This window comes from Lysinimonas soli, from assembly GCF_042655435.1.
Lineage (GTDB): Bacteria > Actinomycetota > Actinomycetes > Actinomycetales > Microbacteriaceae > Lysinimonas > Lysinimonas soli.
In genome coordinates this window covers 976,594-998,719 of record NZ_JBHSMG010000001.1, presented here as the reverse complement: position 1 = coordinate 998,719, position 22,126 = coordinate 976,594, and the positions used below count along the sequence as shown (strand labels likewise).

19 protein-coding genes are annotated in these 22,126 nt (G+C 67.9%); 8 read left to right on the top strand and 11 right to left on the bottom strand.

Annotated features, from left to right (window positions below):
* The first annotated feature begins 203 nt into the window (after nt 1–203).
* Entirely contained in the window at nt 204–1,928 is a 1,725-nt protein-coding gene (lnt, locus tag ACFPJ4_RS04790; protein WP_386739141.1) for an apolipoprotein N-acyltransferase, read from the top strand.
* 41 nt (nt 1,929–1,969) lie between these two features.
* Here lnt and ACFPJ4_RS04785 read toward each other — a convergent pair whose 3' ends face one another.
* The 4 genes from ACFPJ4_RS04785 to ACFPJ4_RS04770 form a co-directional block, all read right to left on the bottom strand.
* The gene (locus ACFPJ4_RS04785; RefSeq protein ID WP_386739140.1) at nt 1,970–2,353 is read right to left on the bottom strand and encodes an RNA polymerase-binding protein RbpA; all 384 of its coding nucleotides are present in this window, start codon (nt 2,351–2,353) and stop codon (nt 1,970–1,972) included.
* Between the two features lie 231 nt (nt 2,354–2,584).
* Nucleotides 2,585–3,301: a glycerophosphodiester phosphodiesterase family protein gene (locus ACFPJ4_RS04780; RefSeq protein ID WP_386739139.1), complete on the bottom strand. Its 717-nt coding sequence runs from the start codon at nt 3,299–3,301 to the stop codon at nt 2,585–2,587.
* A 49-nt stretch (nt 3,302–3,350) separates the two neighbouring features.
* A complete protein-coding gene (locus tag ACFPJ4_RS04775; protein ID WP_386739138.1) occupies nt 3,351–4,340 on the bottom strand; it encodes an SPFH domain-containing protein in 990 nt (329 codons plus the stop codon).
* On the bottom strand, nt 4,340–4,834 hold the full coding sequence (locus ACFPJ4_RS04770) for an NfeD family protein (RefSeq protein ID WP_386739137.1): 495 nt from the start codon (nt 4,832–4,834) through the stop codon (nt 4,340–4,342). Before ACFPJ4_RS04770 ends, ACFPJ4_RS04775 begins: the two co-directional genes overlap by 1 nt.
* A gap of 43 nt (nt 4,835–4,877) precedes the next feature.
* Here ACFPJ4_RS04770 and ACFPJ4_RS04765 point away from each other — a divergent pair, with 43 nt between their 5' ends.
* Complete coding sequence (locus tag ACFPJ4_RS04765) at nt 4,878–5,648, top strand: SDR family oxidoreductase (RefSeq protein ID WP_386739136.1); 771 nt, start codon at nt 4,878–4,880, stop codon at nt 5,646–5,648.
* Between the two features lie 10 nt (nt 5,649–5,658).
* Nucleotides 5,659–6,609 carry a heme-binding protein gene (locus tag ACFPJ4_RS04760; RefSeq protein WP_386739135.1) on the top strand — a complete coding sequence of 317 codons (951 nt, stop codon included), beginning with the start codon at nt 5,659–5,661 and terminating at the stop codon, nt 6,607–6,609.
* On the opposite strand, the gene ACFPJ4_RS04755 is transcribed toward ACFPJ4_RS04760, so the two are convergent.
* From ACFPJ4_RS04755 to ACFPJ4_RS04740, 4 genes are all read right to left on the bottom strand, one after another.
* Entirely contained in the window at nt 6,591–7,319 is a 729-nt protein-coding gene (locus ACFPJ4_RS04755) for an alpha/beta fold hydrolase (protein ID WP_386739134.1), read from the bottom strand. The two genes, ACFPJ4_RS04760 and ACFPJ4_RS04755, sit on opposite strands and share 19 nt — an antisense overlap.
* A gap of 45 nt (nt 7,320–7,364) precedes the next feature.
* The gene (locus ACFPJ4_RS04750; protein WP_386739133.1) at nt 7,365–7,769 is read right to left on the bottom strand and encodes a hypothetical protein; all 405 of its coding nucleotides are present in this window, start codon (nt 7,767–7,769) and stop codon (nt 7,365–7,367) included.
* 43 nt (nt 7,770–7,812) lie between these two features.
* On the bottom strand, nt 7,813–8,253 hold the full coding sequence (locus ACFPJ4_RS04745; protein WP_386739132.1) for a hypothetical protein: 441 nt from the start codon (nt 8,251–8,253) through the stop codon (nt 7,813–7,815).
* A 64-nt stretch (nt 8,254–8,317) separates the two neighbouring features.
* Nucleotides 8,318–12,436 carry a DUF7507 domain-containing protein gene (locus tag ACFPJ4_RS04740; protein WP_386739131.1) on the bottom strand — a complete coding sequence of 1,373 codons (4,119 nt, stop codon included), beginning with the start codon at nt 12,434–12,436 and terminating at the stop codon, nt 8,318–8,320.
* 463 nt (nt 12,437–12,899) lie between these two features.
* Between ACFPJ4_RS04740 and ACFPJ4_RS04735 the strand changes: the two genes are divergently transcribed.
* Nucleotides 12,900–14,372: a helix-turn-helix transcriptional regulator gene (locus ACFPJ4_RS04735; protein ID WP_386739130.1), complete on the top strand. Its 1,473-nt coding sequence runs from the start codon at nt 12,900–12,902 to the stop codon at nt 14,370–14,372.
* Between the two features lie 757 nt (nt 14,373–15,129).
* Here the strand turns inward: ACFPJ4_RS04735 and ACFPJ4_RS04730 are convergent.
* Nucleotides 15,130–16,338, bottom strand: coding sequence for an MFS transporter (locus ACFPJ4_RS04730; protein WP_386739129.1), 1,209 nt, complete (start codon nt 16,336–16,338; stop codon nt 15,130–15,132).
* 513 nt (nt 16,339–16,851) lie between these two features.
* On the opposite strand from ACFPJ4_RS04730, the gene ACFPJ4_RS04725 reads away from it, so the two are divergent.
* Entirely contained in the window at nt 16,852–17,238 is a 387-nt protein-coding gene (locus tag ACFPJ4_RS04725; RefSeq protein WP_386739128.1) for an ArsR/SmtB family transcription factor, read from the top strand.
* On the top strand, nt 17,238–17,906 hold the full coding sequence (locus ACFPJ4_RS04720) for an SRPBCC domain-containing protein (RefSeq protein WP_386739127.1): 669 nt from the start codon (nt 17,238–17,240) through the stop codon (nt 17,904–17,906). The genes ACFPJ4_RS04725 and ACFPJ4_RS04720 overlap by 1 nt, the downstream gene beginning before the upstream one ends.
* Nucleotides 17,907–17,973: 67 nt before the next feature.
* Here ACFPJ4_RS04720 and ACFPJ4_RS04715 read toward each other — a convergent pair whose 3' ends face one another.
* Entirely contained in the window at nt 17,974–18,765 is a 792-nt protein-coding gene (locus tag ACFPJ4_RS04715; RefSeq protein ID WP_386739126.1) for an SDR family NAD(P)-dependent oxidoreductase, read from the bottom strand.
* A gap of 110 nt (nt 18,766–18,875) precedes the next feature.
* Here ACFPJ4_RS04715 and ACFPJ4_RS04710 point away from each other — a divergent pair, with 110 nt between their 5' ends.
* Both ACFPJ4_RS04710 and ACFPJ4_RS04705 read left to right on the top strand, forming a co-directional pair.
* On the top strand, nt 18,876–19,361 hold the full coding sequence (locus ACFPJ4_RS04710; RefSeq protein WP_386739125.1) for a MarR family winged helix-turn-helix transcriptional regulator: 486 nt from the start codon (nt 18,876–18,878) through the stop codon (nt 19,359–19,361).
* A gap of 125 nt (nt 19,362–19,486) precedes the next feature.
* Nucleotides 19,487–19,921: an iron chaperone gene (locus ACFPJ4_RS04705; RefSeq protein WP_386739124.1), complete on the top strand. Its 435-nt coding sequence runs from the start codon at nt 19,487–19,489 to the stop codon at nt 19,919–19,921.
* A gap of 3 nt (nt 19,922–19,924) precedes the next feature.
* On the opposite strand, the gene helR is transcribed toward ACFPJ4_RS04705, so the two are convergent.
* Entirely contained in the window at nt 19,925–22,081 is a 2,157-nt protein-coding gene (gene helR / locus ACFPJ4_RS04700; protein WP_386739123.1) for an RNA polymerase recycling motor ATPase HelR, read from the bottom strand.
* Between the last annotated feature and the right edge of the window lie 45 nt (nt 22,082–22,126).

Sequence of the window (22,126 nt, the reverse complement as noted above, 5' to 3'; positions counted from 1 at the left end):
CCGCCGCCCCGCCGTCCGCCCCCGCGTCGCGGCCGCCCCGTGCCCGCCCCGCCACGTGCCTGCTCCGCCACCGCCCGCCCCGCCCCGTGCCAAATGAAGGAGACCCCGCCCCGGATCGCCGATCCGCTCGATCGATCCGTCAACACGCAGCGAATCTCCTTCATTTGGCATGAGGGGGCGGAGCGATCTCTTAGGCTCACTGAGTGACATCCGCCCGCCCGACGCTGCCGCTGTGGGTGGCCGTTCTGGTCGCGGCGGGCGCGGGTCCCGTGCTCGACGGCGCGTTCCCCGACCTCGGCTGGTGGCCGCTCGCCTTTCTCGCAATCGGCCTGCAGCTGCTGACCCTGCAGGGACGCCGCCTCGGCTCGGCGTTCCTGGTCGGCTTCGTCTTCGGGGCGACGTTCTATTTCGTCGACATCCAGTGGGCGGCGGTCTTCCTCGGGCCGGTTCCCTGGTCGGCGCTGTCGACCCTCATGGCGCTGTGGTGCGGGCTCGGCGGCATGCTCATCACGCTGGCCTACCGCTGGGTGCCGTCGGCGTTCCCGACGGCCTGGAGCCGCCTGCTCTTCCTGCCCGTGGTCGTCGCGGGGCTCTGGACCCTGCGCGAGGCCGTGGCGAGCGTCTGGCCGTACGGCGGCTTCTCGTGGGGCCGGGTCGCGTTCTCGCAGTCCGACAGCCCCCTGTCGTCGCTGTTCGCCTGGATCGGCGTCTCGGGCGTGAGCTTCCTGATGGTGTTCCTGGTCGCGGCGACGATCGCCGGCGTGCAGGAAGGACTTCGCATCCGGTCCGGTCGGAGCGCCGCCTGGGACCGCCCCTGGGTCGACGGCGGCAACGGGATGACGGCCGCCCGCGTCGCCTCGGGAGCGTCGACCCCCGCATTCTCGACCAAGGGAACGGCCGGAGGCGCTCGAGCCGGCGTCGACTGGACCGTGCGAGCCGTCACCGTGCTGGGGCTGCTCGTGGTCGTCGTGCTGATCCCCGCGTGGCCGACGCCCACCCACGGGGTGCTGCGCGTCGGTGCCGTGCAGGGCGACACCAAGGCCGGATACTTCGATCCGCCGGCCCAGGTCGGCGACAACCTGCTCGGCCAGATCGCGGCGACGTCACCGGTCTACGACAAGAACGTCGACGTCGTCGTCTGGCCCGAAGGCGCCTCCGACCTCGACCCCCTCGAGGATCCGTCGGCCGCGGACCTCTGGGACCAGGTGTCGCGTCGAGCCGGTGCCCCACTGGTCGGCGGAACGATCACGACCCGCACCACGACGAACGCCGACGGCTCGACGACGACGCGGTACTTCAACACCTCGCTGCTGTGGGAGGCGGGCAAGGGCGCCCTCGGGTACTACGACAAGAAGCACCCGGTGCCCTTCGGCGAGTACGTTCCCGACCGCTCGTTCTGGCGGATGTTCGCCCCCGAGCTGATCGACCTGATCCAGCGCGAGTACACCCCGGGCACGACGGGTGAGGTGCTGCACCTGGGCACGACGAAGTCGGGCATCTCCGATGCACTGGCCGGCATCGCCATCTGCTTCGACATCGTCGACGACCAGCTGATGCACGACATGATCGCGCAGGGCGCTGATGTGGTGCTCGCCCAGACGAACAACGCCGACTTCGGCACGACCGACGAGAGCGTGCAGCAGCTCGCGATCGCCCGCATCCGCGCCATGGAGATGGGCCGGAGCGTCGTCAACATCTCGACGGTGGGGACGAGCGCCGTGATCCTTCCGGATGGCACGGTGCGCGATCAGCTCCCGACCTACACGCCCGGGGTGATCGTCGACGACGTGCCGATCGCGACGACCGTCACCCCCGCCATGGGAGGCGGGCGCCAGATCGAGTGGCTGGTGTGCGGAATCGGGATCGGTGCGCTGCTCGCGGCCGGCACGCTCAGGGCGGGAATGCTCCGACGGCGCACCCGGGCCTAGTCACGGCCGACCCGAGCATCACCGCGTTCGAAGCCGACGGTTCACGCCGTCTTGGCGGTCGTCTTCCTCGGCTTGCTCTGCCCGCGACGCGCGCGCAGCAACTCGAGACGCTCCTGGAGCAGTTCCTCGAGCTCGGCGCGGGTGCGGCGCTCGAGCAGCATGTCCCAGTGGGTGCGCGGCGCCTTCGTCTCGACCACCGCGGTCTTCACGAGCCCGCCGTCTTCGCCGACGAGGCGGCCTTCCTGGCCGGTACGCGGCGAGTCCCAGGTCTCGGGGACCTCGGCATCCGCCGCGAACGTCACCTCGAAATCGATGCCCTCGTCGGTGCGGTAAACGGTCTTCTTGCGCGGCGAGAACTCGACGCCCACTTCGCTCTGTAGGCTCTGTGATCCGAGTCGCATCCCGCGCAGACTGCGATCTGCCATTGTGTGGCCTCCCTCATGCGCTGAGCGCCGTGGTCGGCGCCGGTGGTGCGTAATCTTGACGGGCGACTCGACGCGAGAACGCGAAGCTCTGGCCGGACCGCCCACAAGTCCAGAACAGGTATAACGACACCGTGGCCGGGAGAATGCCCTGTCGCGACTCTTTTCAGAGCTTTCCCAGGTGATTTGGGACGGATTGGAGGCGGGCGGCGCTGCGGCGCACCCGGCGCGCGCTCACCGGCTCGCCAGCACCTCGAGCGCGATGTCGGCTCGATCGGTCACGATGCCGTCGACTCCCGCAGCCACGAGCCGCCGCATCGTCGCCGGATCGTTGACGGTCCAGATGTGCACCTCGACCTCGGCCGAATGGAACGCGGCCACGACCCGGCGCGAGGTCGTGGAGGCGCCGAGGATCCGCTCCGGAAGCTGCACGGCGTGGACCGAGCGCAGCACGCGGCGAGTGATCCACGCCATCCCGACGGTGGCCGCCCAGGTCGCGATGACGGCGCCACGTGCCGAGACCGAGGTCGACACCCCGGGCACGGCGCGGACCACCGCGAGCCGACGCGAGGCGCTGAAGGACCCGATCAGCACCCGCCCCTCGGCGCGGGCGTCCCGGATCGCCTTGATGGTCGGAGCGACGGCCGCCGCCGCCTTCACGTCGATGTTGAAGCGCGCCTCGGGAAAGGTGTCGAGCGCGGCGGCGAGCGTCGTGTAGCTCTGCCCTTCGCCGAGATCGACGCGGCCCAGTTCGGCCGCCGTCAGCTGATCGATCCGCACGCCGCGTCGTGCCAGACGTGTCAGGTCGGGATCGTGGCTCAGAATCGCGACCCCGTCCGCCGAGGCGTGGACATCCGTCTCGAGGTGGGTCGCACCTGCGCCGAGCGCCTTGGCGAACGCGAGCAGGGTGTTCTCGGGCGCACCGACCGCCAGCCCCCGATGCGCGAGCACACGCGGGGGAGCGGGGGAGAAGTACCCCCGCTCGACGGCGGCGTCCCTCCTAGGAATCGCTCTTCGGGGTCGGGGCCGCGTCGGACGAGGCGGCCGGCGGCGCGGTCGGTGGTGTGGCCGCCCCGAACGCGGCGGCGACGCTGGGGTCGCGCGTCGGGAAGAAGCCGGCGCCGACGCCCTTGAGCGCCTCGGTGAACTCGCTCGGGATGATCCAGAGCTTGTTCGCACTGCCTTCGGCCAGTTTGGGCAGCGTCAACAGGTACTGGTAGGCCAGAAGTTTCGGATCGGCGTCGCCCGCGTGGATGGCGCCGAACACGGTCTCGATGGCCTTCGCCTCGCCCTCGGCGCGAAGAATCGCTGCCTTCGCGTCGCCCTCGGCCTGCAGGATCGCCGACTGCCGGGCGCCTTCCGCCTCGAGGATCTGCGACTGCTTGGTGCCCTCGGCGGTCAGGATGACGGCACGCCGATCGCGCTCGGCGCGCATCTGCTTCTCCATCGAGTCCTGAATCGAGATGGGCGGGTCGATCGCCTTGAGCTCGACGCGACTCACGCGGATGCCCCACTTGCCGGTCGCCTCATCGAGCACGATGCGCAGCTGACCGTTGATGTTGTCGCGGCTGGTGAGCGCCTCTTCGAGGTTGAGGCCGCCGACCACGTTGCGGAGGGTGGTCGTGGTCAACTGCTCGACCGCTCCGAGATAGTTGGCGATCTCGTAGGTGGCGGCCCGGGCATCCGTGACCTGGAAGTAGACGACGGTGTCGATCGACACGACCAGGTTGTCTTCGGTGATCACGGGCTGCGGCGGGAACGACACGACCTGCTCGCGCAAGTCGACGAGCGGTCGGAGCCGGTCGACGAAGGGCACGAGAAGGTTCAACCCCGGCATGAGGGTCTTGTGGTACTTGCCGAGCCGCTCGACGATGCCCGCGTAAGCCTGCGGAATGATCCGGATCGACCGGAACAGCACGGTGATCACGAAGATCACGATGATCGCGATCACGATCACGAGGATCACGTTGCCGAAGACCTGGGCGTCCATCAGGGAGCACTCTTCTCTGTTGACGTGGAGGGGGCGGATGGCGGCGAGACCACGGCGGTGGCCCCGTCGATGGCGTCGACCTGCAGGCGATCGCCCTCGATGGGCGCGGCGGAGACACCGTCGGCGAGCCGCGCGGTCCAGGTCTCGCCGTTGGCGAGCTTGACCTGTCCGCGGCCTTCGTCGAAGGCGATGACGACCGTCGCGCTCGTGCCGATCAGCGCGGGGATGTTGCTGCGCGTCGGGTCGGCACCCCGATGGGTCAGCCGCAACAGCGGCGGCCGTACGAAGAACAGCAGCAGCAGCGACAACACGGCAGCGACCACGAACTCGAAGTACCAGGGCACACCCAGCAGGCCCGCGATCAGCCCGCCGAGGCTTCCGACGGCGAGCATCAGGAACACGAACGAGAGGCTCAGCACCTCGATGACGAGGAACACCAGGATGAGCGCCAGCCAGAACACCCAGGCCCAGCTCGTGAGCACGTCCGGCTGCATGGTCCGAAACTACCACCCACGGCGATTGATAGGGTCGGGAACCGTGAACAACGTGCTGACCCCCGGATCGCTCCACGGCATCCGCGCCCTCGTCACCGGTTCGTCGCGCGGCATCGGAGCCGACACGGCGTCGATGCTCGCCGCGGCGGGAGCGCGCGTGGCCATCAACTATCGCAACAAGGAGGCGCGCGCCCTCAAGGTGGTCGCGGCGATCGAGGAGGCCGGGGGAGAGGCCATCGCCCTCGGCGGCGACCTGACCGATCCGGCTTCCGTGGCAGAGATGTTCGCGAAGGTCGAGCAGGAATGGGGCGGGCTCGACCTGCTCGTATTGAATGCCTCTGGCGGCATGGAGAGCGGGATGGGCGACGACTACGCCATGAAGCTCAACCGCGATGCGCAGATCAACGTGCTCGACGCCGCCCTGCCGCTGATGGCATCCGGATCGCGGGTCGTCTTCGTCACCAGCCACCAGGCCCACTTCGTCGCGACCGCCGAGACGATGCCCGAGTACCTTCCGGTCGCCCTCAGCAAGCGCGCGGGCGAGGACGCCCTGCGGGCCCGCATCCCCGAGTTCGACGCGAAGGGCATCGGGTTCGTCGTGGTCTCGGGCGACATGATCGAGGGCACCATCACGGCCACGCTGCTCGAGCGCGCACGCCCGGGCGCCATCGCCTCACGTCGCGACGAGGCCGGCAAGCTCTACACGGTCAACGAGTTCGCGGCCGAGGTCGCGCAGGCCGCGGTCGACCCGGTCCCGGCCGATCACACCCGATACGTGGGCGACGTCAGCAGTTTCCTTCCCGCCACGAGCTGAGACGCCGTCCGTGGCCGAGAACGGGTTCCGCGCGACATCGCGTGTGCTGCTGATCGACCCGAACGGAGCTGTGCTCATGTTCTTGCAGTACGGCAAGGATCGCGCCGTCGCTCCTCGCTGGATCACGCCTGGGGGAGGGGTGGACCCGGGGGAGGGGCACGACGAGGCGGCGATCCGCGAGCTGTTCGAAGAGACCGGCTTGGTGCTCGACACGGTGCCCGCCGCCTTCTTCGAGGAGGATTTCGAGCCGGATCAGCGCTGGCATCCGTATCAGAGCGGTCACTGGGCCTGGTACGAACTGCGCGTGGACCGCTTCGAGCCGGTGCGGGACGGCTGGACCGAGGAGGAGCTCAGCGACGTCCTCGAATGGCGCTGGATGACGCCCGACGAGCTCGCCGCCGACGAGTTCGAGGTGGAACCGGCCCATCTGCCCGCCCTGCTTCGCGAACGCCTCACCACCCTGACCACCGCACCGGAGGAGCACGACATGCCCAGCGATCTGCCCGTCTTCACGATCCCGCAGCTCGAGGCCGAGCCGCAGCTCGACCTTCCGAGCTTCGACAATGACGATGCCGTCGACCTCGGTCTGATCGCCGTCGACCTCATCCGAGAGACGGGTCGGAACCTGGCTGTGCGCGTGGTTCTGCGCGGCGACGCCGTGTTCCAGGCGAAGCTCAAGGGAACCGGGCCGGACAACGATCTATGGCTCGCGGGGAAGGCCGCCGTCGTCGAGCGCTTCGGTGAATCGTCACTCCTGGTCAGACTCCGTCACCTCGAGTCCGGATCCGCATTCGAAGACCGCACGGACGTCGACCACGACACGATGAAGGCCTACGGCGGTTCGATGCCGATCCGGGTGGATGGCGAGCTCGTGGGCACCATCACGACGTCGGGGGAGCCGGACGTCGTCGACCACGCGACGACCGCTGAGGCGGTGCGCCGCTACCTCGCCGGTCGCTGATTTCTGCTCGCGATCTCACCCAGGATCCGCGCGAGATCGGTCGGTCTCGACCACATCGGCCAATGGCTCGTCGGCAGGTCGATGTAGCTCACATCGCGCAGCTCGGCGAGTCCGCCAACCCAGGCGCACCCCTTGAGGGCGGCCTCTTGGACCTGCTCGGACGGGAAGCCCGTGCAGATCACCGTGGTGGGAACGTCGAGACGCTCGTCATGGATCAACTCGGGCGCGTCCCGGACGGCGCCGGCCGGCTCGGGCACGGCTCGGCGCGCGAACTCGCTCAACTGCTCGTCGCTGAGGCCGTCGAGGTTCTCATCGTCGGCCAACTGGGCGAGCGACGGCATGGGCAGCTCGTCACCGGTCAGCTCGGGATCGAGCGGCGCGGTGGCCGGGCCGGAATCGACGTAGACCATCGTCGCGATCTGTTCGGGGATCCGGTCGCTCGCCGCGTACCCCGACAGCCCTGCGCCGCTGTGGACGGCGAGCACGACCGGGCGTCCGGCTGACGCGCCAACCGCCGTGACGGCGCGGCAGATCGCGTCGACGTGATCTGCCAAGCGGATCGTCGAACGATCTGTGGCGACCTCGTCGAGCCCCGGGAGCGTCAACGCCGTCACGTCGTGTCCGTCGGCGCGCAACGTGGCGGCGACCTCGTCCCATGCCCACGCCCCGAGCCAGAATCCGGGAATCAGGATGATCGGTGCGCTGTCCACGAGCCGACCGTACGCGGCCCGACCGACACTCGGGGCGCCATTCCGCTAGCGGCCCGGTGCCGGCTCTGTGGCTTCTGGTTGGTGGGTCGCGGTGTCGTGCAGCAACGCTTTGAGCAGGTGGGTGGCGGTGTGGCTCGCTGGGTCCTCGGGGGAGGAGGGGAGCGTCCAGCTGTGGATCCGGGCGAGAGGAAGCCCGGTGAGTTCTGCGAAGTCGGTCGTCGAGATCGGGCCGTGCAGACCGGCTCGAGTGCGTACGGTCTCGGCACGCACGCCGAGTTCAGCGGCGATGAGCGACCTGGAGACGCCGAGGGCGACCGCGGCGGCGAGAAGGTAGCGGGTGTTGCGAAAGACGCGTCGCCGATCGGGGCCCTGTGCCTCCCGCTCCACCCGAGCGGAGGCGCGGATGACGGCCAGGATCGTCTGCTGCCGAAGCTGCTCTGTCAGTTCCATCGGCTCGGCGTGCGCCCTCTTCTGGATCCTGAGCCCTGAGGGGTCAGCCGACCCCGCGGAGGACGCACCGCGTCCCTGCCGGGGCGACGAACTTGCCGTCGATCGTCCAGTCGGCGGTCTGACCCGGCTTCACGCTGACGGTCACCGCATCCGTGTGAAGGACCGTCGCGGTGGACGTGGTGAAGAACACCGTGATCGTGTAGGTCTTGGGGCCGTCACCGAGGTTGGCGACGGTGCCTTTCGCAGCCCACCCTCCGTCGTTCGCGGCACAGCTGGTGATGGTGACGTTCTTGCGCGCCGCGGTGTCGTTGGGCACGTCGGTGGGGACAGCGGTCGCCTGGGTGACCCCGGCGGGCAGGGCGGGAGCCGACGCTGCGGCGGCGGCAGTCGGGGTGCGCGACGACGATGTGGCCCCCGCCGTGCATCCCGTCAGCAGGAGTGCCGAGACAACGCCGACCGCTGCCACCGGATACCTTGCGCGCATGGTTCACCTCGGCGAACTGTGTGGTGCCGACCGCCCGGGGCCGGCACCACACATCCGCTTCCTGCTAGTTGGCGGTCAATCGACGACGACGGAGGAACAGGAGGATGCCGCCCGTCCCGAGGAGCGCAGTGATCGCTCCGAGACCCCCCGCAATCGCAGAGCCCGTGGCAGCCAGCGCTGCCGGCGGATCCTGCACCGTGGCGGTCGATGGTGTCGAGGTGATCGGGTCGCCGCCGGGCGGTGTCACGGTCGCGGTCGCCGTGTTGGCCACCGTGCCCCCGGTGAGGTCGGTGGCCACCACGGTGTAGGTGGCGTGGCACACCAGCACCTGCCCCGGAGCGAGCCCGGATGTCACGGCGGGGCAGTCCGGAGCGCTCAGAGTGCCATGACCCGTGAACGTGCCTTCCGTGATCGTCGGGTCGGTGACGGTGACATTGCCCGTGTTGGTGACCGTGAAGGTGTAGGTGATCGTCTGTCCTGCGCGACTGATGCTCTGCAGGTCAGCGGTCTTGACCATGGTCACCGCCGGAGCGGGCGGGGTCGGCACGGTCACCTCCGACGGCGGGGACACCGGAGGGGTGCCCCCACCCGGCGGGGTTCCGGTGGCGTTGGCCGAGTTGGTGATCTTCCCCGCATCGACGTCGGCCTGGGTCACCGTGTACACGGTGGTGCACACCGACTGGGCGCCCGGAGCCAGCGCCCCAGGCGGGCAGTTCGGTGCAGGGAGCGTGCCCGTGCCGGTGAACGGGCCTTCCTGGATCGACACGTCGTCGATCGTCACGTTGCCGGTGTTGGTGACCACGAACGAGTAGGTGATGTCCTGCCCGGCGCGGAAACTGTCCGGCGAGGACGGCGACGCCGATTTCACCAGGCTCAACGCCGGGCTTTGCGCGACGGGGACGTCCTTGGTCGACGGGGTCGAGGGAATCGACGTGTTCGATCCCGGTGGGGTGCCGGTCGCGGTGGCTGTGTTGCTGAGCGTGCCCCCGCGGTTGAGGTCGGCCTGCGTCACGGTGTAGCTGGTGGTGCAGATCTCGTTCGCAGCCGGCGCGAGCGACGGCTGGGGACACACCGCGGGTGGCAGCGTGCCGGACCCGGTGAACGTCCCCTCGTCGACCGCGATGTTGTGGAGCGTCACGTTGCCGGTGTTCGTCACCAGGAACGAGTAGGTCACCTTCTGGCCGACCGTGGTGATCGAGGTCACGTCCGCGGACTTCAGCACGGTCAGCGATGCGGTCGCGTCAGCCGTGACCGTCGCGCTCGACTGGCCGGACACCGGCGGGGTGAGCCCGGTCGGCGGAACCGCGGTCGCCGTCGCGGTGTTCGTCACCGACCCGGCATCCATGTCCGCCTGGGTGGCGGTGTAGGCGGCGGTGCAGGTCACCGAGGCGCCGGGCGCGACCGGACCGGTCGGGCAGGTGGCCACCGGTGCCGCACCTGTGCCGGAGAACGCGGTCTCGTCGATCGTGGGGTCGGTCAACGTCACGTTGCCCGTGTTCGTCACCAAGAACGAATAGGTGACGCTGTCACCGGCTGCACCGATCGTGGTCGGAGTGGCCGACTTCACCACGGTGATCGCGGGAGCTCCGTCGACGTTGACGATCGTCTCCGACGGCGGGGAGACCGCGGGAGTGCCGCCGCCGGGCGGAGTACCGGTCGCGGTCGCGCTGTTGGTCACCTTGCCCGCGTCGATATCAGCCTGCGTGAAGGTGTACGACGCGGTGCACGTCACCGACGCGCCCGGGGCCAGCGAGGCTGCACCCGGCGGGCACACCACCGGGCCGAGCGTTCCCGTACCCGAGAACGCACCCTCCTCCACGGTGACGTTGCCGAGGGTGACGTTGCCGGTGTTGGTCGCCACGAACGAGTACGTCACGGTGTCACCGGCCGCCCCCACTGTGTCCGGGGTCGCGGTCTTCACGATCGTGAGACCGGAGGCCGGTGCGATCGTGACCGCTGCCGACGACGAGTCGGAGACCGGAGCGGCCCCGCTCGGCGGCGTGGCGGTCGCGGTCGCGGTGTTCGTCACCGACCCGGCATCGACATCCGCCTGCGTGACCGTGTACGTGGCGGTGCAGACGACCGCCTGACCGGGCACAACAGGACCCGTGGGACAGGTCACGGCCGGAGCCGTGCCGGTGCCCGAGAAGGCCGTCTCGTCGATCGACGGGTCGGTCAACGTCACGTTGCCCGTGTTCGTGACTCGGAACGAGTAGGTGATGACGTCCCCTGCCGCATTCGCGGTCGCCGGATTCGCACTCTTCACCAGACCGATCGCCGGCGCCGGATCGACCGGGATCTGCACCTGCGACGGGGGAGTGGTGATCGTCGTGCCACCCGGAGGCGTCCCGGTCGCCGTCGCCGAGTTCCGCACCAGGCCCGCGTCCACATCCGCCTGAGTCAACGTGTAGGTCGCCGTACACGTCACCTGCGTACCAGCCGCGAGCGTGTCGGAACCCGTCGGGCAACTCAGAGCGGAGAGAGTCCCTGTCCCCGAGAAATCGGAGTCGTTGATCGAGACACCGCTCAACGGGACATTTCCGGTGTTCGTCACCACGAAGGTGTAGGTGATCAGCTGCCCGACTGTGAAGGTGGCACTGCTTGAGGGGCTTGCCGACTTCACGATCGACAGCCCCGGAGCCGGCGCCGTCGTGGGCGTGTGGGTGGTCGAGGGGGAGGACGTGACCGTCGTCGTGGTCCCCGTCGCGGTTCCCGACGCGGTGGCGGAGTTGTCGACCCCACCGGCTGTCACGTCGGCAGCGGTGATCGTGTACGAAGCCGCGGCGGTACACGTCGTGGATGCGGCGGGCGCGAGCGTTCCAGCCGGACAGGTGACCGCGCCCACCTTCGGGTCGCTGACGCTGATCGGATCGAGCGCGACCGCGCCCGTGTTGGTGACCGTGAAGGTGTAGCCGACGGTGTCGCCGGCGTCGACGATCCCGTCACCATTGACATCCACCGGCGACCCTGCGTGCTTGACGACGGCAATCCGCGCCGGGTTGCCCGTCGTGGACGAGGTGTTGTTCGCCGAGTTGGGGTCGGTCTCGTTCGGGGTCACCGTCGCCGTGTTGGTCACGGGGTTGTTGGCGATGTTCGCGGGGACACTGGCGGTGACGGTGTAGGTCACGGAGTTCCCGGCCACGAGCCTGCCCCCGAGACACGTCACCGTATTGCCGCTGACCGTGCACCCCGCCGAGGCGCTTGCCACGTTCGTGAGGGGGGCGGGCACCACGTCGCGCACCGAGAACCCACTCGAGTTTCCGGGTCCGTTGTTCGTCACCGTGATCGTGTAGCTCGCCGTACCTCCGGGGATGAGCGCCGCAGGTCCGGTCTTGGTGACCGCCAGGTCGGTCGGCTGACCCGGAGAAGCCGTTCCGTCATTGCTTCCGCTCGCCGGACCCGGGTTGGTGGAAACGAGGGTGAAGGTCGGTGTGGCAGCCGAGGGGTTCGTCACCGCCACCTGATAGACGGTGCCGGAGACGTTGTACCCGAAGCCCAGGTTTCCATTGCCGAACGTCCATGCCGCACCCGCCTGGTCGGCGGTGTCCGTGCTGAAGGGAATGGCCCAACGCACCGTCGCGCCGGTCGTGGGGTTGATCCGGGAGATGAAACCCGCGCCCATCATCCAGAGAAAGCCGTTCTTGAAGGTGATGTCGTTCGCTGTGAGCGCGTCGCCGGTGATCGCCGTGTTCCTCACGAGCGCGCCCGTCGTGACATTGATCACCTGAAGCGACACGACGCCATTCACATTGGCAACGCTGTAGTAGAGGCCGTCGGATCCGAATGTTCCCGCAACGGTCGGGGTGTACGTCCCGGTGCCGACCCGGGTGTAGACACCGCCCTGCCCGATCCTGATCAGCGAATTCGACGGGGTCGTCGAGTCGCCCGTGTTGACGAACGCGTAGATGTAGTTGTTGGCGGTGTTGTACGCGATCGCGTTGTACGAGATCGTCGACGTCGGCCCCTCGGGGGAGAAGGTCACACTGCCGGACGGGCCGGTCAACGACTTGAACAGCCCAGTCGGGGCGTTCTGTGCGATGAACACGTACGGGTCCGCAGCCGGGAACGGGTCGCCAGCTGCGGCCTGAGCGGGTGCCGCGGCCACCATACCGGTCACCGCGATGCCCGAGACGGCCAGCAATCCACTCAGCACGAGCGACAGGAAGCGGGATGGCCGGCGCACCGCGCGATCCTCGTCAACTGAATTCGAATTGGCACGACGCACAGTTCCCCCTGGCGTTACGGCAACGCACCTTAGCGCGACTGCGAACTTTCCCATGCTGGTCAGCTGACAACGCTGAGCAAGGGCCCCTCAACGCAGGGGATCTGCGTTCTGCTGCTACCGCACTCGAACGAGTGTTCCCCCACACTCAACGTCGCGTTCAAGGACGCTCGGTCATCTCACAGCTAAACCGAAGATCGGAACGAGACAACCTCATGAGAGGCATCTTTAACCCTGCCGAGCCCCCAATACACCCATTTTGACCCCCGTTCGGGGGCAAAACTGCGGGCGCTTCGAATCCGACAGTTCCGTCGCCACTGGCAATCTAGAAGCGATGAATCGTCGACCGCACGCTCGAACCACCGCCAAGCCATCGACAGGGGACACCGATCACATCGAGCCCAGCGAGCTTGCGACCGCTGTCATGGACATCGCAGCTCAGGACGGCTGGGAAGCTGCGGCCGCCGTCCTCGAAGCGCATTGGGACCGTCTGGCGACTACGGCGCCTCAGCATCTGCTCGCAGCCATCCGGGCACTACCCGGCGACGCGTTCGTCGACCGTCCGACCTTCCTTGTCGCTGCGAACTACCTGCAACACGTCATGACCGGCGGCGACACCAGCCGATTCAACGACAACGGCTGGCTCGACGCCACCATGACCGGATCCGATCTCGGCCTCATGGACACCCTTGGACTTCTCACCGGCAGATCTGCCGGCGCGCGCACGTCGGGGAAGCTGGCACAGGCTCGGCAAGCGGCGGAACGGGCGCGAAGCGCGTTCGAGCGGGCATCCGAGGCGGAGCGTTCCTCGATCAGAGCATCGCTTCCACACTTCCGACTGCAATGGGGTCGGGCTTTCGAGATGGCTGACGCGAGCGGGGCCGAGTCGGAGTACGAGGAGGCCTATGAGCTTGCCATCCTCACCGACCAGATGACCGTCGGCCGACGAGCAGCCGCTCACCGTGCGTGGATGAATGCCGAACGCGGCTATCTGCGTGCGGCAGAGCTCTGGCTCGCGCGAGCGCTCGACCAGCCCGCCGCCAATGGGAGGTACGACGCCATCCTGTTCCTCACCACTGCCCTCCTGCGGCTGGATCGGGGAGACCACGCCGGTGCGACCCGCGAACTGGCCCGGGTCAGAGGCCTGGGAGACGGAGAGCATTGGGCGGCGGCGCTCTGGGTTCAGTCCATGCACGCCCATGATCGTGCCAGCGGTGCCATCGCCGACGCCCAGCTCGCACACGAGATGAGCCGCCACCCGGAGACGGTGTCCAGCAGCGGTGCCAACGGCCGCTACGTCCGCGCCGCACGGGCTCGACTGGCGGTGCTCCGCAGCCAGGTCAGCCGAACGCCGAACGTGAACCCCGCGGCCTCCTCCACCGACAAGGTCATCGCAGCCGCTCTTGCGAACGGTGGAGGAAGCCGCCACAGGGCCCTCGAGATCGTCCGGCCTGCGATTGCGCCTGAGGAGCCGACCCGGATCCGGTCGACCGCACTCCTCATCACCGCGGCCGCCGCCCTCAACCTCGATCTCATCGAGAGCGCCAAGCAGGCCTTCATCCAGGCTCATGCACTCATCGAGGACGAGCGTCTCTACTCCGCGTACGAGAGCATTCCCTCAGACGATCTGCGCAAACTCGCCGATCTCACCTCGCGCGAGTTGCCCGACGTCAGTTCACCATTTCGTCGCGCAGCCGAACATTCGTCAGCCCTTACCAGACGCGAGCACGAAGTGCTCACGATGCTCGCGCTGCCCAAGTCGATGTTGGAGCTTTCCGCTGAGCTCTACATCAGTCCCAACACGCTGAAAGCGACCATACGCAGGCTCTACCGCAAGCTCGACGTCAACTCTCGCGCCGCGGCTGTCGACACCGCGCGGCAGGCGGGGCTCATCTAGCCGGACGATGTCCGCTTCGCGCGGACATGGCCTCCGATAAGCTTCATTATGTCAGTTAGCAATTGTTCTATTTCGGCACGTGCTCCTCGCCGTACCTGCACGTCACGGGTACCTGCGACCAGCCCTCACTGCGGAAGGTGGCGTGACCTGGAACGGCTACGGCGGCATCGGCACCTACAACGAGTGGCTGCGGTTCTTCGTCCACAACGGCGCCGCGTCCGCGCAGTACAACTAGGCTGCACGGCATGGACGTTCGGGCTCTGGCCGCGTCCGACGCACGCTGACCTCGCGGCTACTCCGCGATCTCGGCCGCCGGCGGCGACGCCGCGCCTCGAGGGGATCGGCTGGCGGTTCCGATGACCACTCCCCCGATCAGCAAGACGAGTGCCAACACGGTGACGATCAGGAGCCCGACGATCGACGGCGGACGCTGTGGCCGGCTTCGTCGATGAGCAAACTGCCGTGCTCATCGACCCATGTCCCCGATGCGGTGCCGTAAGCGACGAGGAGCGCCAGCATGACGGCGCCGATCCCCGCGGTGATCCATCCCCAAGATTTCCCGAGCGTGCCTCCACTCTGACACGGCGACCAACGAGCGGCGGGAGTCGAACAGTGGGAAAACGGATAACGGGTTTCCCCATCAGTGACTACTGGATCGCAGCTTATGCAGTCAGAGTAGGAGCTGACAAGGCTGCGGCCACACCCCGGTTGTTCATCTGACCCGGAGTTTCTTGGGCGACTACGCTGACCGCGTTGCTCACAAATGGGGGTCACTTGGCGATGGTGCGGGCTGGCCGCCGCCGGTGTGCAGTCGCGCCCGGGGTGTGGCCGTGGCCGTGAGGATGGCAAACAGTCCGGCGGCGAGCATGGCCCAGGCGACTCCCGGTCCGGCCACGATCGCACCGGCGATGGCGTTGGCGATGGACGCACCAAGATTGAGGGCGGTATTGGTCCAGACGGATGCCTCGGTCAGAGTGTGCTGGGGCACGAGATGCTCGGCGGCTAGGTAGCCGGTGATGATGGACGGTGCGAGAAAGAGCCCGGTTGCCGCAACACCGATTGCGAATCCCGGGACCGAGTTGACCAGTCCGATGCCACACGCGAGCACCCCGATAGCTATGGCGAGCACCCGCATGCGCGACCCTAGAGTGCCTCGCCAGGAGATGTGCCCGTAGATCAGACCTCCCGCAGCGCTCCCGGCGGACAGGGCTGCTAGCAGCCAGCCGGAGATGGCTGCATCGTGGGCGGCCACGGCAACCGCGGGTGCGGTGATCTCGATCGTTCCGAGCACTCCCCCCACGCCTAGTAGTACGACGAGGACGCGGATGAAGCCTGGCCGGCGTAGCGGACGCTCGGCGCGTCCCGCTACAGCAGGCGCACCGCGAAGGCTGCCCGAGGCTCGGCTGCTAATCAACCCGAGAGTTCCCGCCAGCACCGCAGTGGCGGCAGCCAGCAGGGCGTATGCGGGAGAGAATGCCGTGGCTAGCGCGGCAGCGACAAGTGGCCCGACGATGAAGACGAGCTCGTCGGCGGTGGCGTCGAGGCTGAGGGCGTGGGTGCGCTGGGGTCCGGCCGTCGTCAAAGTGGTCCAGATGGTTCGCATTGACGCGCCGAGCGGTGGTGCTACAAGACCGGCGCCGGCGCTCAGTGCAACAAAGCCGAGCGCCGATGTCCCTCGCGTGTTCGTTGCGAAAGCGAAGCCGAGGAATACCGCCGCTTGCGCCAAACCCAGTGGCGTCAGCGCGCGTCGCTGGCCCCACTGGTCGATGGCGCGAGCTCGAAGCGGGGCGGCGAAGACGTTGGCGAATCCGAACGCTCCCGCCGCGATACCGGCGGCGGCGAAGGATCCAGTGTGCGATTGCACGGCAAGCACAATCGCCAGGCCGCCCATCGCCAAGGCGAGTCGGCCAAGCAAGGAAGGGAGGAACGCGCGGGTTGCCCCAGGGAGGCGAAGTACGGTGAACATAGAGATGCTCCAGAAATGTGTGCTCGGCGCGAATGCGCCCGATCTGACGGGTGGGAGAGGTCTCGGGGGCGCGACGAACGCACCCTCGCCGGGACCAGTGCTGCGCAGGTGGTAGGCAGCCCCGTCAGATGAACATCACGATGTGCACTAGGCGAGCATATTTGTCGCCGCGCTGCACCGCGCAACAAGAGCCCAGATAGCACATGAGGGAACAGGCACGATCCGGGCTGCCCTTTAGCGTGAAAACGGATGACGGTCTTCCACCAGTAAGAGTCACTCTGATTGCATTTTCCGCAATCGGAGTGGAAGTGGGGTAACACCGGAGCCACTCCCCCTGTCCGTCTGATCAGAGATCTCTCTCAGAGAAGCCGACCAATCGCGAGTGCACAGTGTCGACATCCTGCGGCGCGGATCGGGAAACGTCGCGTACCTCCCCGCCGCAAGCGATGCTCAGAGCCAAACGCAACGATTGTAAGAGTTGACTTATATAAGCGCAGGTGCAAATCTCGGATCATGCACGCGCTCGACGTCCTCGGCGATCCGGTGCGACGACGCATTCTTGAGCTGCTCGCTGATGGCGAGGAGTCCGCGGGTGAGCTCGGCCGGATCATCCAGTCGGAGTTCGGGATCTCGCAGCCCGCAGTATCGCAGCACCTTCGCGTGCTCCGCGGATCCGGGTTCGCAACCGTGCGCCCGGATGGCGCGCGGCGACTGTACGCGGTCGATCCGACTTCCCTCGCCCAGGCGGATGCGTGGTTCGACACATTCCGAAGGTTCTGGGAGCCGAGGCTCGACGCGCTCGGCACCGAGCTCGCGCGCGGACAGCTTGCACAACGGAAAGCCGATGCAGCGCCCACCCACGACACGGCCACCGCCGAGGCCCACGAAGGAGACGACTGATGGATGTGAAAGCCCAGCTCAAGGCTGTTGCGCGCGGTATCGAGACGAAGGAGGTGGACGGCGTGCTGTCACATGTGCAAAAACTCGCCCAGACCTACCCGTCGCCGATCGACGACGTGTGGGATGCCGTGACAACTATTGAGCGCATCCCCCGGTGGTTCCTGCCGGTGAGCGGCGACCTGCGACTCGGCGGTCACTTCCAGTTCGAGGGCAACGCCGGCGGCGAGATCCGCCGCTGCGATCCGCCGAGCGCAGGCTCCGCCGGCTACACGGTGACCTGGGGTATGGGGACGGGTGAGCCGGCCATCGTGCATGTGCGGCTCACCGCGGTGGATGCGGCATCCACCCGCTTCGAACTCGAGAACGTCGTCGCGGTCGACTCGATCCCCGAAGGCCTTTGGGAGCAGCTCGGCCCCTCGGCAACCGGCATGGGCTGGGACTCGGGACTGCTCGGCCTCGCCTCCTACTTCGGAAGTGGAGGTGGGGGCATCTCACCTGAAGAGGGCCAGGCATGGCTCGCGACCGACGAAGGCAGGTCCTTCCTGCGCGGCTCCGCCGACGCATGGGCCCGGGAGCATATCGCGGACGGCGCAGATCCCCAGGTCGCCAACGCAGCCGCAACAACTACGTATGGCATGTACACCGGGGAGCTCCCGCCAGCCGTTTAGTGTGAAGACGGAGAACGGTCTTTACCAAGTTGAACGCGCGAGACGTGCGAACGCGACATACCGTGCCTTACAGCACCGCCGTCAGCACTCCCCCGTCCGCCCGCACGGCAGCGCCGTTCGTCGCGGACGACATGGGGCTCGCCAGGTAGAGCGCGAGATTCGCGATCTCGGCGGGTTCGATGAACCGCTTGAGAAGCGTTGTGCGGTTGCCGCCGATGATGGCCGCTTTGAGCTCGTCGGGTGCCATCATCTGGGCGTGCGAGATCTGGTCGATCGCCTGGGCGACACCGCCGGAATAGGTGGGTCCGCCGAGGATCGTGTTCACCGTCACCTCGGTGCCGCGCGTGAGCTTGGCGAGGCCGTTGCCGAGTGCGAGCATCCCGGCCTTGGTGACGCCGTAGTGCACCATGTCTGCAGGGATGTTCACACCAGACTCGCTCCCGACGAAGATGATGCGACCGCGGTTCCTCGCGAGCATCCCGGGCAGCAGCCAACGCGAGAGTCGCACGCCGCTCATGACGTTCACCTCGAAGTACCGCAGCCAGGCGTCGTCGACGATGTCGCCGAATGGCACGACCTCGAACAGGCCGACGTTGTTCACCAGGATGTCGACGTCGCCCAAGGACTCCAGCAGACGCTGCACCTGCGCGGTGTCGCTTAAGTCCGCCGCGATGCCCGAGACCTCCGCTCCGGGAACGGCGACTTCGAGAGCCTGCACAGCATCCTCGACTCGGTCCTCGGTTCGTCCGTTGATGACCACCGAGGACCCCTCGCCGAGAAGCGCTTTCGCGATCGCGAAGCCGATTCCCTGCGTCGACCCGCTCACGAATGCCGTCATCCCCGTCAGTCCCAAGTCCATGTCCATCGACCTCTCCGGTGTGTCGCACTGAACGGCGATTAGTTGCTCAAGCAAGTAAACGATAGGAGTCTTTACTTGCTTGGTCAAGTAACTGCCCGTACCCTGTCGACATGGCAGACGATGAGTCCCCCGCCGCGCTCACCGGCGACGACCTCGACACCTGGGCGGCTCTTGCCACCATCCTGGAGTGGTTGCCGCCCGCCCTCGACGCCCAGTTGTTCCGGGACTCCGGGTTGACGCATTTCGAATACGGAGTGCTCTTCGCGCTGGCCGACGCCCCTGGCCGTTCACTCCGCATGAGCATCCTCGCCGGCTATGCGAACAGTTCGCTGTCGAGGCTGTCACGCGCGGCGTCCCGGCTCGAAACGAAGGGGTGGGTGCGCCGCATCGCCGATCCGGATGACGGACGATCGACCCTTGCCGTTCTGACCGATCGGGGGTTCGCACACTATGAGCAGGCCTCCCCTGGCCATGTGCGCACGGTGCGCCGATTGGTTCTCGACCGGTTGACGCTGTCCCAACGCAGCCAACTGCGCGAGATCAGCGGGCGCATCATGCGGGCAGTCCGCGATGAGGAGGGGTGGAAGCCGTCGTGAGCGGCGCGACGCTGCAGGTTCTGACCCCGCTCCCCCATCATGTCCACGACCGACTGCCCTGCGCAGGTGTGGATCGAGCAGTTTCGAAGAAGTCGCCGGGCCACGGCCGTTCCAGAATGGATGCCATGACCGACACGCAGAGCCCCACCAAGTCCGGATTCAGCGCCGCCGAGCGCGCCGCCATGAAGCAGCGCGCCAAGGAGTTGAAGCTGCAGCAGTCGCGCGAGGAGTCGACCCAGGCGGTGCTCGACCGGATCGCCGAACTCGCGGAAGCCGACCGCGTTCTGGCCGAGCGCATCCACGCGATCATCACCGAGGCCGCGCCGCAGCTGACGCCGCGCACCTGGTACGGCTTCCCGGCATACGCGAACGCCGAGGGCAAGATCGTGGTCTTCTTCAAGGACGCCGCGAAGTTCAAGGATCGCTACGCCACCCTCGGGTTCGAGACTTCGGCTCAGCTCGACGACGGCGAGGTCTGGCCGGTGGCCTTCGCCATCACGGCCCTCTCCCCCGCCGAGGAGAAGAAGATCGCCGAACTCGTGGCGAAGGCCGCCGGCTAGCCGTCACGCCGGGCGCGACGCACCCGTCAGGATGACGAGCTGCTGCGTCGCCCTGGTCATCGCGACATAGCGGTCGACCGATCCCGAGATCTCGGTGCCGAAGTCCTGGGGATCGACGAGTACCACGAGATCGAACTCGAGGCCCTTCGACAGTTCCGGGGTCAGCGACTGCACGCGCGGCACGGGCACGAAGTCGGGATCGCCGATCACGCAGGCGATCCCCTCGTCGTGGTCGGCGAGCCAGCTCTCGAGAATCGACCCGAGATCCGCCGCGGAACCGTGCACGACCGGAACCCCGCTCGCGCGCACCGATGTCGGCACGTTGGCGTTCGGAATGGCTTGGCGGATCACCGGCTCGGCTTCGGACATGATCTCGCGCGGCGTGCGGTAGTTGATCGTGAGCGCAGCGAGCTCGACACGGTCGAGGCCGACCCGCGTCAGCCGCTCCTCCCACGATTCCGCGAGCCCGTGGCGAGCCTGAGCGCGGTCGCCCACGATCGTGAAGCTGCGCGACGGACAGCGCGCCAGCAGCATCTGCCACTCGGCGTCCGTCAGTTCCTGGGCCTCGTCCACGACGATGTGCGCGAACGGGCCGGCCAGCAGGTCGGGCGCGATCGTCGGCAGGTCGCTCTCGTCGACGAGCGTGTTCTTCAGATCCTGCCCCCGCAGCATCGACATCAGCTTCAGCTCGCTGTCGTCGGATTCGATGAGGTGCTCCACGACGCGGGCCATCTGCTCCTGCTGGGCGGCGAGGGCGACCTCGCGCTGCCGTGACCTGCGCGCGGCATCGGGATCGCCCACTCGCTGCCGCGCGAGATCCAGGAAGGGAAGATCGGAGACCGTCCAGGCGCGCGGATCGGGGCGCTGCAGGCATCCGAGCTCATCGGCGGTCAGCCAGGGCGCGCACTCGCGGAGGTACGCAGGCACCGACCACAGATCGGAGACGACCCCGACGGGGTCGAGCAGCGGCCACGCCCTGGCCACGGCCCGCGCGAGCTCCTCGCTCCGCGACAGCTCGCGACGCACCAGCTCCCGCGGGACCTGCTCGTCGACGCGATCGACCAGGATGTCGAACAGCGCCTCGCGCATCTGGTCGCGCGCCTCGTTGTGCGGGGTTCCGGGCGCGACCGCGTCGAAGGCGTCGGCCCAGTCGTCGGCATCCAGCTCGATGTCGACCCACTCGGTCTCGACGGTCATGCCCTTCGCCGGCGGCCGCTCGTAGTGCGCGACGGCAGCCTCGATCGCTCCCACCAGCTCCTTCGACGACTTCAGCCGGGCGACGCGGGCATCCGGCTCGGCGGCGGCTGTCGCCCCTTCGGCGACCAGGTCGCGCAGAGTGCAGATCTGCACGCTCTCCTCCCCCAGGCGGGGCAGAACCTCATCCACGTACGCGAGATAGGCGCGGCTGGGGCCGAGCACCAGGACGCCGCCGTGCTGGCGCGCGAGCCGCGGATCGGAGTACAGCAGATAGGCGGTGCGGTGCAGCGCGACCACGGTCTTGCCGGTCCCCGGGCCGCCGTCGACGACCAGGGCACCCCGGGATCCCGCACGGATGATCGCATCCTGGTCGGCTTGAATGGTGCCGAGCACGTCACGCATCCGCGCCGAGCGGCTGGCGCCGAGACTGGCGATGAAGGCGGACTGGTCGTCGAGCGCGACACGCGACTCGAGGCCGTCCGGGGTGAACACCTCGTCCCAGTAGTCCGTGATGCGGCCGCGAGTCCAGCGGTACCGCCGCCGACTCGCCAGGCCCATCGGGTGGGCGTGCGTCGCCGCGAAGAACGGCTCGGCGGCGGGCGAACGCCAGTCGATCAGCAGTCGCTCACCGTCAGCGTCGGTGAGGCCGAATCGTCCGATGTACACCGGGTGCGGGTCGTCGATGCCCACCGTGCGTCCCAGGCACAGATCCAGACCGTAGCGACGCAGCGCGCGCAGACGAGCGGTCAACCGATGGATCTCCAGATCGCGTTCCAGCGCCTGCTGGCCGGCGCGCCCCGGTGATCTGCGTTCGGCATCGAGGCGGACGGAGAGCTCGGCGATCGAGCGATCGAGGCTCTCCGCGATCGCGGCGAACCGCCGTTCGTCGTCGGCGATGAGAGCCTCGGCCCCCTTGGAAGCGAGTCGATCGGGAAGGTCGAAGGCAGTAGTGGTGGCGGTCACGGTCGACGATTCTCGAGCATGACCGGGGGCTTGCGGCAAGCCCCC